The 13,564-nt window shown below is 47.7% G+C and carries 12 protein-coding genes; 8 read left to right on the top strand and 4 right to left on the bottom strand.

The window, feature by feature from the left end; translation table 11 throughout:
- Nucleotides 1-69: 69 nt before the first annotated feature.
- Both ansA and ACSF8X_RS07280 read left to right on the top strand, forming a co-directional pair.
- Entirely contained in the window at nt 70-1,080 is a 1,011-nt protein-coding gene (gene ansA, locus ACSF8X_RS07285; protein WP_047880065.1) for an asparaginase, read from the top strand.
- Between the two features lie 164 nt (nt 1,081-1,244).
- A complete protein-coding gene (locus tag ACSF8X_RS07280) occupies nt 1,245-1,913 on the top strand; it encodes a glutathione S-transferase family protein (protein ID WP_047880066.1) in 669 nt (222 codons plus the stop codon).
- 29 nt (nt 1,914-1,942) lie between these two features.
- Here the strand turns inward: ACSF8X_RS07280 and ACSF8X_RS07275 are convergent, their stop codons facing one another.
- Nucleotides 1,943-2,242 (bottom strand): YeaC family protein, encoded by a 300-nt coding sequence (locus ACSF8X_RS07275; protein ID WP_047880067.1) that lies wholly within the window; start codon nt 2,240-2,242, stop codon nt 1,943-1,945.
- A 202-nt stretch (nt 2,243-2,444) separates the two neighbouring features.
- Here ACSF8X_RS07275 and ACSF8X_RS07270 point away from each other — a divergent pair, with 202 nt between their 5' ends.
- The gene (locus ACSF8X_RS07270; protein WP_047880068.1) at nt 2,445-3,287 is read left to right on the top strand and encodes a DUF2989 domain-containing protein; all 843 of its coding nucleotides are present in this window, start codon (nt 2,445-2,447) and stop codon (nt 3,285-3,287) included.
- Nucleotides 3,288-3,399: 112 nt separating this feature from the next.
- Here ACSF8X_RS07270 and msrB read toward each other — a convergent pair whose 3' ends face one another.
- The gene (gene msrB, locus ACSF8X_RS07265) at nt 3,400-3,798 is read right to left on the bottom strand and encodes a peptide-methionine (R)-S-oxide reductase MsrB (RefSeq protein WP_047880069.1); all 399 of its coding nucleotides are present in this window, start codon (nt 3,796-3,798) and stop codon (nt 3,400-3,402) included.
- A gap of 347 nt (nt 3,799-4,145) precedes the next feature.
- Here msrB and gapA point away from each other — a divergent pair, with 347 nt between their 5' ends.
- Both gapA and ACSF8X_RS07255 read left to right on the top strand, forming a co-directional pair.
- Nucleotides 4,146-5,141, top strand: coding sequence for a glyceraldehyde-3-phosphate dehydrogenase (gene gapA / locus ACSF8X_RS07260; RefSeq protein ID WP_047880070.1), 996 nt, complete (start codon nt 4,146-4,148; stop codon nt 5,139-5,141).
- 401 nt (nt 5,142-5,542) lie between these two features.
- Nucleotides 5,543-6,421: a D-hexose-6-phosphate mutarotase gene (locus ACSF8X_RS07255; protein WP_500851155.1), complete on the top strand. Its 879-nt coding sequence runs from the start codon at nt 5,543-5,545 to the stop codon at nt 6,419-6,421.
- Between the two features lie 48 nt (nt 6,422-6,469).
- Here the strand turns inward: ACSF8X_RS07255 and ACSF8X_RS07250 are convergent, their stop codons facing one another.
- Nucleotides 6,470-6,850 (bottom strand): VOC family protein, encoded by a 381-nt coding sequence (locus ACSF8X_RS07250; protein WP_047880072.1) that lies wholly within the window; start codon nt 6,848-6,850, stop codon nt 6,470-6,472.
- A 560-nt stretch (nt 6,851-7,410) separates the two neighbouring features.
- Here ACSF8X_RS07250 and ACSF8X_RS07245 point away from each other — a divergent pair.
- From ACSF8X_RS07245 to ACSF8X_RS07235, 3 genes are read left to right on the top strand one after another with little or no spacing between them, the layout of a single operon-like run.
- Nucleotides 7,411-9,345 (top strand): PrkA family serine protein kinase, encoded by a 1,935-nt coding sequence (locus ACSF8X_RS07245; protein WP_047880073.1) that lies wholly within the window; start codon nt 7,411-7,413, stop codon nt 9,343-9,345.
- A 35-nt stretch (nt 9,346-9,380) separates the two neighbouring features.
- Nucleotides 9,381-10,652, top strand: coding sequence for a YeaH/YhbH family protein (locus ACSF8X_RS07240; RefSeq protein WP_047880074.1), 1,272 nt, complete (start codon nt 9,381-9,383; stop codon nt 10,650-10,652).
- A 22-nt stretch (nt 10,653-10,674) separates the two neighbouring features.
- A complete protein-coding gene (locus tag ACSF8X_RS07235) occupies nt 10,675-12,204 on the top strand; it encodes a SpoVR family protein (RefSeq protein ID WP_047880075.1) in 1,530 nt (509 codons plus the stop codon).
- A 141-nt stretch (nt 12,205-12,345) separates the two neighbouring features.
- On the opposite strand, the gene fadR is transcribed toward ACSF8X_RS07235, so the two are convergent.
- Nucleotides 12,346-13,197: a fatty acid metabolism transcriptional regulator FadR gene (gene fadR, locus ACSF8X_RS07230; RefSeq protein WP_500851037.1), complete on the bottom strand. Its 852-nt coding sequence runs from the start codon at nt 13,195-13,197 to the stop codon at nt 12,346-12,348.
- Nucleotides 13,198-13,564: the final 367 nt, after the last annotated feature.

Below are 13,564 nucleotides of genomic sequence, written 5' to 3'. Positions count from 1 at the left end.
GCCGGGCTTTTTTTACCCGCTGTAGACCGTATAATGCCCCCACTCCAAACCGACATTCTGTACCCACATATGGAAAGAAAACATATTTACATTGCCTATACAGGCGGCACCATCGGCATGCAAAAGTCTGATCACGGTTATATCCCAGTATCTGGCTTTATGGAAAAACAGCTTGAGAGCATGCCTGAATTCCATCGTGCAGAAATGCCAAAGTTCACTATCCACGAATACGATCCACTGATCGACTCTTCGGATATGACGCCAGCGGATTGGCAGCGCATTGCTGATGATATCAAAGCGAACTACGACAAATACGACGGTTTTGTCATTCTGCATGGTACGGATACCATGGCATATACCGCCTCAGCCCTGTCGTTCATGTTCGAAAACCTAGACAAGCCGGTCATTGTGACAGGCTCACAAATTCCACTGGCAGAACTGCGTTCTGACGGCCAGAGCAACTTGCTCAATGCCCTGCATATTGCCGCTAACTACCCGATCAACGAAGTCACTGTATTCTTCAACAACAAATTGATCCGTGGTAACCGCAGTACCAAGGCACATGCTGACGGGTTTGGTGCATTCATTTCCCCAAACCTGCCACCATTGTTAGAAGCCGGGATCAACATCCAGATCAACAATGTCGAAATCGACAAGAAACCTGACGGGCCATTCAAGGTACACAACATCACGCCGCAACCTATCGGCGTCATCACCATGTACCCGGGGATATCACCAGAAGTGATCCGCAACACCCTGCGTCAGCCCGTGAATGCGATGATCCTGCTAACCTTTGGTGTCGGCAACGCGCCGCAAAATCCTGAGCTGCTTGCACAGCTCACAGAAGCCACCAACCGTGGTGTTGTCGTGATGAACCTGACCCAGTGCCTATCAGGCAAGGTCAACATGGGTGGCTATGCGACAGGCTGTGCCCTTGCCGATGCCGGTGTCCTGAGCGGTTATGACATGACCCCCGAAGCTGCACTGGCCAAGCTGCATTACCTACTGAGCCAGAATCTGCCGATCGAAACCGTCCGCAGCCTGATGCAGCAGGATCTACGTGGCGAGCTTACCCACTAAGCCAAGTAAGCCAAGCGAGTCAGTCTCTCCTCGTCGTAATGACACAAAACGCATCAAAAAACGGAAGTGACTCACTTCCGTTTTTTTATACAACCAAACGACCTCATCCACAGCGGGGACTACACTATCTCTATATTCACCGATCACTAGAGGTACGCTACGCCATGATCCTTCACGGTTCGTCAATTTCACCCTTTGTCCGCAAAATCATGCTTGCCCTCGCTTACAAGGGGATCAATTACGAGCTAAAACCCCTTAACCCCTTTCTCGAAAAAGAGCTGGCCCAAAAACGCCACCCTATGGGCAAAGTTCCGGTACTTGAACATAACGAACACAACGTCATCGACTCCACCGTTATCGCCCATTATCTTGACGATCTGATGCCCGTGCCGCCACTCTACCCGGGAGATGCCGCAACCAGGGCGCAAATCCGATGGCTAGAAGAATACGCCGATACCCGGCTGACATCGCTCGTTGGCGGTGTATTGTTCTACCAAAAAATACTTAGGGGGAAAATGCTCGGCAAAGAGGTTGATGACCAAGCCGTAGAGCAGTGTCAGGGACAACACCTACCATTGGCGTTGACCTACCTAGAAGAGCAGATCCCCGCACAGGGTTTTATTGGGTCCCAGTTGTCGATGGCCGAAATCAGCCTTTGGAGTGTATTGCGCAGTGGCTGGATGGCTGGAATAAGGCTCCCTAATTACCCTCGACTCCATGCTTATCTGGCACGGATAGAACAAGAGCCGTGGGTTGCCAATCTGATGGCCGAAGAAGATCACGAACTTGCAGGGTTCTACTGCAAGCCCATTATCTTGGGGACATACGAATAGACACACAAAGCGCCATCAATACATGAAAACTAGAGCTGGCGGTGATCAAACCGAGCAATCTCGACCGCCTCATCCTCTTTCTCGTCAACAGAAAAATCCCGCTTGAGTTCGGCTTTTGACTTAAACTTGAGCTCCCCACCTTGTGCAACTGTCATATGTTCTGCCTCAGTATTATACCGAGACTGGTACAACATCACCGCTTGCAAGGCTGAGTCCTTCTGAGCATCCGTCAGCGGCGTTCCATCTGGCCACTTACCCGTTTCAACGGCTTGGCACATCCGCAGGTACACCTCTGGCGTCATTGCGTTCAATAGCTGTTCTAATTCCACGCTGGCTTTCCTTCTCTGTATTGTTATCAAGGAAATAGTGCAGTTTCCCATTAATCACCGCAATGAAACGTCTCTGTTTTGTTCTCAGGATCACATTACCAGAACAACAGCTGACTGCCTGCAACCCTATATAGTCTGATAAAATAAAACTTCATCTCTGCAGTCGCCGCTTGCCGAAACCTGACCAATAGCAAACAACACAATGAACAGAACAGCGTTATACATTACCACCATTCTCGCTACCGCGACCCTGACAGGCTGCTTCGATCGGCCCCGAACGACCGAAAGCCTGTGCGAAAAGCATCCCGAAATCTGCCAAGACACCAATCTCAGAGATAGTCAGTGTCGCCTGCCGCGCACGCATTTGATTTGGCAACGCTATGATGTACTGAATACGCCAAGCGATCTGGAAAAGTTCAAAGAGCTCAAGCTCACCTACGACTATCAGGAATGCCTTGAGTATGCTGCGCTCATCGAGCCTCGGGAAGAAAAAGAACGTAAAAGCCGGCGTACACAGGCCCTTATTAATGCCTACACAGCCATTGAACGCCTGTTGCAAGAACTGAGTGACTCAACCGAGCCTGAAATCCTGTATTTCCGCTGGGGTCAAGGTGATCATAAAGCGCTTGATCAGTTTCTCTCCAAAGAAGGGCTTCCAGAGATGGAGACCCCGGAGATCCAATTCGCCCTTGCCAGTATTTATAGTGCCAAGGACCAAGACAAGACCATCAGGCTGCTCAACCATGCTCTGGAGCTCTATTCCCCGGATCAACCGATTAAGCAGGAGATAATCCAAAGTCTGGCAACTCATGCCCACCAGCGGGGTCAGTCGCAACAAGCATTTTTGTGGGGTCGAGTCGGCATTGAACTGGGAATGGCAGTTAGCAGCACGGAAAAACTAAATGCCTTCTACCCGATGGACGACGCGCTACGCATGCACTTGGAGAAACAAGCTGTCGAGATCGCCAAGGCCATCAAGCAAGGCAGATACCGAGAGGATATGTCCATTCCTGCCCCACTACCCGAGCCAGAACTAGCCTCCTAATCTCCTAAGGCAAGGATACGAAATAAAAAAACGGCGCTGTGTAGACAGCGCCGTTTTACATTCATTACGGATCAACCGAGTAAGGCCGGAATACAACGCATACCTGCTTGCGCTACTCGTCCGTATCCTTCTGACCAAAGATCAAAGAAACCGAATTGACACAATACCGCTCCCCCGTCGTCACAGGACCATCAGGAAAAACATGTCCAAGGTGACTGTCACACTGGGCACAGCGAATTTCAACCCGCTGCATACCATGACTACGATCATCTAGGTAGATAATGGCATCTTTTTGAATCGGGGCATCGAAGCTCGGCCAGCCACAACCAGAATCGTATTTACTTTCAGAATGAAACAGCGGGGCCTCGCAACATGTGCAGCTGTAGACACCTGTTTCACGGTTATGAAGAAGCTTGCCAGAAAACGGAGCTTCTGTGCCGCGCTCACGGCAAACCCGATATGCCTCATCGGAAAGTCGTTCGCGCCAGTAAGCATCTGTTTTTTCAAACATTACTATATCCTTATATATTGTTCGTATATTTCGTGCAGAAAATAGGTTGCGTTTGATGCCTCGTGTAGCACATACTTTCTGCTCGAAAGGATTTTACATCTTCAACGTCCATTTAAGCATATTTTGCCTAACTGAGTGTTGATATTAAAAGTTAATAACGGTAATGGTGGATATTCATACAAACCCTGCTCAAATTTGCAGCGTTGTATAGGGAATGTAAAAAAAATCCGAACTTTTTTTTGACCTTACGCAATTTAAGTTCGTTTTTCACTTGCAGGGTTACGCTAGATTCTGTAATTTTACTACCAGTTATCTTTCATTAGAAATTAAGTTGTGGAGCAACTGTAATGACTATCAAAGTAGGTATTAACGGTTTTGGCCGTATCGGTCGTTTTGTATTTCGTGCTGCTCAAGAGCGCGCTGACATCGAAGTAGTAGGTATCAACGACCTAATCGATGTTGATTACATGGCTTACATGCTGAAGTACGACTCAACTCACGGTCGTTTCAACGGCACTGTTGAAGTTAAAGACGGCAACCTAATCGTTAACGGTAAAACTGTTCGCGTAACAGCTGAGCGCAACCCAACTGACCTTAAGTGGGACGAAATTGGTGTTGACGTAGTTGCTGAAGCAACTGGTATCTTCCTAACTGACGAAACTGCTCGTCAGCACATCACTGCTGGTGCGAAGAAAGTTGTTCTAACTGGTCCTTCTAAAGACGCAACTCCAATGTTCGTTATGGGCGTGAACGATTCAACTTACGCAGGTCAGGATATCGTTTCTAACGCTTCTTGTACTACTAACTGCCTAGCGCCTATCGCTAAAGTTCTTAACGACAAGTTCGGTATCGTTTCTGGTCTTATGACTACAGTTCACGCTACTACAGCGACTCAGAAAACTGTTGACGGTCCTTCTGCTAAAGACTGGCGTGGTGGTCGTGGTGCTTCTCAGAACATCATCCCATCTTCAACTGGTGCTGCTAAAGCTGTAGGCGTTGTTCTTCCTGAGCTAAACGGCAAGCTAACTGGTATGGCTTTCCGCGTACCAACTGCGAACGTTTCTGTTGTTGACCTAACAGTTAACCTAGAGAAAGGCGCATCTTACGAAGCTATCTGTGCAGCAATGAAAGAAGCTTCTGAAGGCGAGCTGAAAGGCGTTCTAGGCTACACTGAAGATCAAGTTGTATCTCAGGACTTCATCGGTGAAGTACAGACTTCTGTATTCGATGCTAAAGCTGGTATCGCTCTAACTGACAACTTCGTTAAAGTTGTATCTTGGTACGACAACGAAATCGGTTACTCAAACAAAGTTCTAGACCTAATCGCTCACATCTCTAAGTAATGTAAGCTTTTAGCTAGGATTAAAAAGGCGGCGCTACGGTGTCGCCTTTTTTGTATCTGCTATTTGCGTAACAGGACGGGCTACAGAGCTACAAAACCCGCCTATACCATAGCAAATTAAGTCAAACCAAACGTGAGGATGTAAGCAATACGATTCAAGGCATCTCACCAATTTGTTTGAAAAACAAACAGCCCAAGGCATTAACGACAGACTTGGATAAAATTACCAGAAATAATTACGTGACCGTCATCACAAAACAAGTCACAAATTTAACAAATAAATTTTAATAGTCGCAGATAATTTTTAAATAAAAATAAGTATTCCTATGCCTGAACGCTCCCCGCTATAACATTGCGAGCAAGTCTTCAGCCATAGTCGTATTGTTTATCAAGGAGCGCATGATGGATCGTCATAACCTTACTCCCCTCACCGTACTTTCTGATGCTGTAACTGTTTGCGAATACCAAGGGCTAAAAATAGTCCGCGTGATCCACGATACTGCCGAGGCTGGAATTTCCCTCCACGGCGGCCACCTGATCTGGTTCAAACCTGCAGGAGAAAATGATGTTATCTGGCTCAGCGAAAAAGCTGAATTTGATCCGGCAAAAGCTATCCGTGGCGGTATTCCGGTTTGCTGGCCGTGGTTTGGCAAGGCAGGTAACCCGTCACACGGTTTCGCCCGCACCTCAGAATGGTCGCTGAAAGAACACCGTGAAAACGAACACGGCGTTATCGTTGCCCTAGAGCTGACAGACTCCGAAGCAACACGTGCGGTTTGGCCTCATGCCTTCCATAACCTGCTGACATTTGAAATAGGTGCCGAGCTAAACGTTACGCTTACTTCAACCAATACAGACAGCTCCGCTTGGGATTACTCCGGCGCATTGCACACTTACTTTGATATCGCCGATATCCGCCACGCCCAGATCACCGGCATGGGTCCTAGCTACCTAGATAGCACCCAAGGTGGGTTGGAATGCCAAGGCGAAGAAATGCTGACATTTACCGCAGAAATCGACCGGGTCTACACTCAGCCAGATGAGAATGTGGTTATCGCCGATGTAAACGGCCAGCGTAAAATTAACGTCAGCAACAACGGTCACAACGCCGCTGTGATCTGGAACCCTTGGCAAGAGCTATCAATCAGCATGGGTGACATGGCGGACAACAGCTTTGAAACAATGGTATGTGTTGAATCGACCATTCGTAGCGACCGACCGATTACCCTTCAGCCTGGTGAGTCACATTCACTTAGCACCAGGGTTGCAACCCAAAACTAAGCTGCATACTTGTTATACTGTTCGGGGCAGCACTTGCCCCGAACAGTATTACGCCAGCATCTGACCATTGGCTTCAATCAAGACCCAGCCATTACCGTCCGGATCGGCAAATGTCGCAAAGCGCCCGCCAATAATACTGACGATCTCAGATAACGGCACACCTCGGTTTACCAGCTCGGTATGGGTCGCATGGATATCTTCCGTCTGTACCACCAACCCCTGCACTGAACCCGCCTCCATACCACCGAATGGCGTTACCAAGCTAATCGTCGTTTCGGCGCCTTTCGGGGCCAATTGGATCCAACGCTTATGGTTATCGGCATGATGGTCTCGTATCAGTTCAAATCCAAGAGCATCTCGATAAAACGCCAATGCCAGTCCCTGATCTGAAACCGGTATCGACACCGTATCTACACGCGAAATCCCCATAAATCACCCTCCCCTTAATGAGCATTTGAAAAGCTTATGCCATAGCTTTTGATTTAGCTCACAAAATAAGCGCATGTCGCATAAACTCGACACTTTGATGCAGCCTATTCAAACAGTCATTATTAGGATTCCTTTCATTTACAGCTCTTGTAAAAAGCAGGAAAAGGCCTAAAAAGCATCATTCTCCGGATAACCAGCAACAATTTGCAATTTCAATGCATGAAATCCTTTTCATTTGGCTTATATAGCCAGTATTGGAATAAATTCCATTGAATTCGACTGACTATTTTTTCAGCCGCATTGATCACATTTTTATTACAACTTGGTTAAAAAAATTTAAAGAGTAGTACTTGCAGAACAAAGAGGATCAGAGGATAGTGGATGAATGTACCAAAGGTACTAAGCTCATCAGGTAAAGGGGTACAAGGAAATTTAGTTTAGAAACCAACAACTCAGTCACGCAATTTAATCAGTTAGGTCTAGTCTTAGAACTAAGGGATGTGAAAGTAATTTGTTTTCGTCCTTTCTAATTGATTGAAGAACGATTCAGGGGGCATACCATGAGTATTTTTGACCACTATCGTCAGCGCTACGAAGAAGCCAAGGATGAAGAGCTTTCATTGCAAGAATTCCTTGAGATTTGTCGTAACGACCGCAGTGCCTACGTCAACGCAGCAGAACGTCTGCTTATGGCAATTGGCGAACCAGAAATGATCGACACTGCACAGGATCCGCGTTTGAGCCGTTTGTTCTCAAACCGCGTCATTTCCCGTTATAAAACCTTTGAAGATTTTTATGGTATGGAAGAAGCTATCGAGCAGATCGTTTCATACCTAAAACACGCCGCTCAAGGCCTTGAAGAGCGCAAACAGATCCTTTATTTGCTCGGTCCGGTAGGTGGCGGTAAGTCATCGCTCGCCGAAAAGCTCAAGAGCCTAATGCAAAAAGTCCCCGTATACGTTCTAACGGCAAACGGCGAGACAAGTCCAGTCAACGATCATCCTTTCTGCCTATTCGATAAAGTAGAAGATGGCGATATTCTAAAAAAAGAGTACGGCATTCCCGAACGCTATCTCAATACCATCATGTCACCATGGGCAGCCAAACGTCTCCATGAATTTGGTGGTGACATCACCAAATTCAAAGTCGTTAAGGTTCGACCTTCTATCCTCGACCAAATCGGTATTGCCAAAACAGAGCCGGGGGATGAAAACAACCAGGATATTTCATCACTGGTCGGTAAAGTCGATATTCGCCAGCTTGAGCACTTCTCACAAGATGACCCAGATGCCTACAGCTATTCAGGCGCACTTTGTAAGGCCAACCAAGGCCTGATGGAGTTCGTTGAGATGTTCAAGGCACCGCTCAAAGTGCTCCACCCGTTGCTGACGGCCACACAGGAAGGTAACTACAACGGTACCGAAGGGCTCTCTGCGCTGCCATTTGACGGGATCATCCTCGCCCACTCCAACGAATCGGAGTGGCAGACATTCCGTAACAACAAGAACAACGAGGCCTTTTTAGACCGAGTGTTCATCGTGAAAGTCCCTTACTGCCTGCGCGTTTCAGAAGAGATCAAAATCTACGAAAAACTGCTGCAAAACAGTGAGCTATCTGCCGCACCGTGTTCGCCAAGCACATTGGAAATTCTTGCGCGCTTCTCTGTTCTTTCCCGCTTGAAAGAACCAGAAAACTCCAGCATGTATTCCAAAATGCGAGTGTACGACGGCGAAACGCTCAAAGACACCGATCCAAAAGCCAAGTCATACCAAGAGTACCGTGACTACGCCGGTGTGGATGAAGGGATGGCGGGCCTGTCTACCCGATTTGCGTTCAAGATCCTCTCTCGCGTGTTCAACTTCGACCACTCAGAGGTTGCTGCCAACCCGGTACACCTGTTCTACGTACTTGAGCAGCAAATCGAACGCGAGCAGTTCCCGCAAGAGCTGGCCGAAAAATACCTTGAGCACCTCAAAGGTTACCTGACGCCGAAGTATGTCGAATTCATCGGCAAGGAAATTCAGACCGCCTACCTAGAGTCCTACTCCGAGTATGGCCAGAATATTTTTGACCGTTACGTCAGCTATGCTGACTTCTGGATTCAAGACCAAGAGTACCGTGATCCGGAAACAGGCCAGCTATTTGACCGTGCTGCCCTGAACAACGAGCTGGAAAAAATCGAGAAACCAGCAGGGATCAGCAACCCGAAAGATTTCCGAAACGAAATCGTCAACTTCGTATTGCGAGCCCGCGCCAACAACGCAGGCAAAAACCCGAATTGGACCAGCTACGAGAAACTGCGCACCGTGATTGAGAAGAAAATGTTCTCAAACACTGAAGAGTTGCTGCCTGTTATCTCCTTCAACGCCAAAACATCCACCGACGAGCAGAAGAAACACGATGACTTCGTTGCCCGTATGATGGAAAAAGGCTACACACGCAAGCAGGTTCGCCTGCTGTCCGAATGGTACTTACGTGTCCGTAAGTCATCGTAACCAGTGTGGATAAGGACGAATGAGAGGGGGAGCTTATGGCGCATTTCATTGACCGCCGGCTCAACGGTAAAAATAAAAGCACGGTAAACCGTCAGCGTTTTCTGCGCCGTCATAAGCAGCAGATCAAAGAATCTATTGCCGATGCGGTAAACAAACGCTCGATTACCGATGTGGAAAGCGGTGAGGATATTTCAATTCCTTCTCGCGATATCCGTGAGCCAAGCTTTCATCAAGGACGGGGCGGACAACGTGAAGTTGTCCACCCAGGCAATGACCAGTTTACCCCCGGAGACCGAATTGAACGCCCCCAAGGAGGGGGCGGCCAAGGCGGAGCTGGGGAAGGACAAGCCAGCCCTGATGGTGAAGGCCAAGACGAGTTTGTATTCCAAATATCAAAGGACGAATACCTTGATCTCCTGTTCGAGGATTTGGAACTACCTAACTTGGAGAAAACCCAACTTAACAAGATTGTCGAATGGAAGACATTCCGCTCAGGTTACAAGTCATCTGGGGTTCCGGCCAATATTGCTATCGTAAAATCGTTGCAAAACTCATTGGCACGCCGTACCGCCATGACTGCCGCCAAGCGACGTCATTTGCGAGAGTTAGAGCGCGAGCTCGATCTCCTGATGAATACGGAACCGGCTCAACCCTTCGAAGAAGAGCGGGTGAAAGGCGAGATCCGGGTGCTTCGCGACAAAATCAGCAGCGTGCCGTTCATCGACACTTTTGATTTACGTTACAAAAACTACGAACGTCGGCCACAACCCACCAGCCAAGCAGTCATGTTCTGTCTGATGGATGTATCCGGTTCGATGGACCAAGCCACCAAGGATATGGCGAAACGCTTCTATATTCTGCTGTACTTGTTCCTAAACCGTACCTACAAGAATGTCGATGTTGTTTTCGTTCGTCACCATACCCAGGCTAAAGAAGTCGACGAACACGAATTTTTCTATTCACAGGAAACGGGCGGTACCATTGTATCCAGTGCACTGCGCTTAATGGATGAGATTATCAAGAAACGCTACTCACCGGCCGAATGGAATATTTACGCAGCCCAAGCCTCTGATGGCGATAACTGGGCTGACGACTCGCCGGGATGCCGTGAGTTGCTGGACACACAGATTCTGCCTGTTACCCGCTATTACTCATACATTGAAATCACTCGCCGGGCACATCAAACGCTTTGGCGAGAATATGAGGCACTGCAGGCGAGCCACAGTAATTTCGCGATGCAGAACATAAGGAGTGTGGAAGACATCTTCCCTGTATTCCGTGAGCTATTCAAAAAGCAAGTGAGTTAATTCGCTTTAGGGGGAGTGTGTTATGGAGACAACCGCAAAGTCTAAGACACTCAGTGATGGTCCAGATTGGACATTTGATTTATTGGATAAATACCATAAGGAAATCAAACGAGTAGCTGAACACTACCGGTTGGACTCCTACCCCAATCAAATTGAGATCATCACTGCCGAACAAATGATGGATGCTTATTCCAGTATCGGTATGCCCATTAACTACCATCACTGGTCGTTCGGTAAACGCTTTATCGAAACCGAGCGGGGCTACAAACATGGTCAAATGGGATTGGCCTACGAAATCGTAATCAATTCCGATCCATGTATCGCCTATCTGATGGAAGAGAACACCATTACCATGCAGGCATTGGTCATGGCCCACGCCTGCTATGGGCATAACTCGTTCTTCAAGGGAAACTACCTGTTCAAGGCGTGGACCGACGCCAGCTCGATCATCGACTACCTACTTTTCGCCCGCAAATACATCACTGAATGCGAGGAAAAATACGGGGTCGACGATGTCGAACGCCTGCTCGATTCATGTCATGCACTAATGAACTATGGCGTAGACCGTTATAAGCGACCACAGAAAATTTCCATGGTCGAAGAAAAGGCTCGGCAAAAGGCACGGGAAGACTACTTGCAAACGCAGGTTAACTCCCTGTGGCGAACCCTGCCCATTCAAGCGGAAAAAGAAACTGTAGAGGAAGAGCTCCGCTTCCCGTCCGAACCACAGGAAAACATCCTGTATTTTGTCGAGAAGCACGCACCGCTACTAGAGCCTTGGCAGCGAGAAGTGGTACGGATTGTCCGCAAGGTCAGCCAGTATTTCTACCCGCAAAAACAAACTCAGGTCATGAACGAAGGCTGGGCGACATTCTGGCACTACACCATTCTCAACCATCTGTACGATGAAGGATTGGTTACCGATCGCTTTATTATTGAATTCCTGCACAGCCATACCAATGTGGTGGCCCAGCCGGATTACAACAGTCCGTACTACAACGGGATCAACCCGTACGCGCTGGGGTTTGCAATGTTTCAGGATATCCGCCGGATCTGTGAAAACCCAACCGAGGAGGACAAATACTGGTTCCCTGATATCGCAGGCTCAAATTGGCTTGATACTGTCCACTTCGCTATGGAGAACTTCAAAGACGAAAGCTTTATCAGCCAATTCCTATCACCTAAGGTAATCCGTGACTTCAAGTTGTTCGCCGTCAACGACGACGACCGTCACAACTATGTTGAAGTCAGTGCTATACATAACGAAGAAGGCTATCGCCAGATCCGCGAGAAACTGTCTTCACAGTACAACCTCAGCAACCACGAACCGAATATACAGGTATGGAACGTTGCACTGAAGGGTGACCGGTCACTAACCCTACGCTATGTACCGCACAACAGGATCCCTCTTGGAAATAGCTACCACGAGGTCCTCAAGCACATGCATAGGCTATGGGGGTTTGATGTCACGCTCGAAGAAGAAATGGCCGACGGACGCAGTCAGATCCTCGCGGCCTGCCCGACCCGAGCCCAGTACAACACCGAGATCTAAAAATCTCGGCTATCCACGAGTAATATGGATAAACAAAAAGGAGATGCCGAGGGCATCTCCTTTTTTAATTTGGCCTATCGACTACTGAGCTATTGCTGAGAGTAGAATTCTCTCATCAGCAAAGCTGTAGGCTGCAACCTGTTACTGCTCTTCTTCGTGCAGGTAACGGGCAATCTCAACGCGGTTGGCATACCAAATCTGACCACTCTCTCGGCCATATTGGCGAATTCGGTCAGAAACCAATTCCGGCTGCTGGTTGTCACAGTACGATTTAATGTCACGGTAGAAATTCAGTGCCAATTCGCACGCTTCTTTTGACATGAAGTAGTAGCCGCCCACTCGGGTATAAATTTTACGCAGGCCATTGATCGTCAACACATATAGCGTATTGCCCGATTTTGCCGCCATACCTTGGAACATGCGGTAGTCGTAGTAGTTGAATGCACGGGCAAGACAGATCTTTTCACAAAGCTCCGGATCTTCTTTCCCATATTTATCAACGATCTTCTTCACTTCCTGCATCAGTTCAGTCTTGTCGTTACTGTTTTCAATATAGTCAGCGAAGCTGTTGACCTTCAGCAGGGCTTCACACTCTTCAATAACATGAGCGATCAGCTTAGATGCCTCTTCATGGCGACCTTTAATGGCATAGCGCATATACACGCAACTGATATCAGTACGGGCTGACAGCAGATCTTCCAATACGCGCTGAACGTCCTGACCGTCAAGGGTGATCAGGGTATCCAGGATATTCAAGCCTGAGGTTTCCATGTAGTTATTGACCCGGGTAGGCTTACCATGTTGAATGGTCAACCAGCCATCTCGCGCCAGACGCTGCAATACCTCACGGAGCGTAGTTCGAGTAACACCAATCAACTCGGACAGCTCGCGTTCTGCGGGAAGGATTGAGCCCTGCGGGAAATGATTATTCCAGATACTCTCAATGATGTATTTCTCAGCAAATGTTGCTGGGCTATCAGCCTTTATAACCATCTAACTTATTTTCCAATTGCTTCTTGCTCTGCTTGTTATCAACTCATCATACCACCAGAGCTGAAAGATTGCCTACCTTCTTGCGAAAAGAAGCATCTAACAGATATCTTTTTTATGAAACACCTATTATATACAGCCATGTAACAATTTCGTTTTATTCCCAACAAGAATCAACATTTACCCGCTCTTGCCAAACCTTTGACCTAGCGCAACGCATTATGAAATTTGTAAGCATATATTTCATAAAATCGAGAAAATACCGTATTAACACCTCGTTTCTTGATCAAGTTTCACAAAGTTAAATAAGTTCAACTATAACCGCTTGACTGATCAAGATCACACGGTAGAGTTAGCTCGATCTATCACT

It is taken from the genome of Photobacterium panuliri, assembly GCF_059920555.1.
This window is presented reverse-complemented; position numbering and strand designations above follow the sequence as displayed.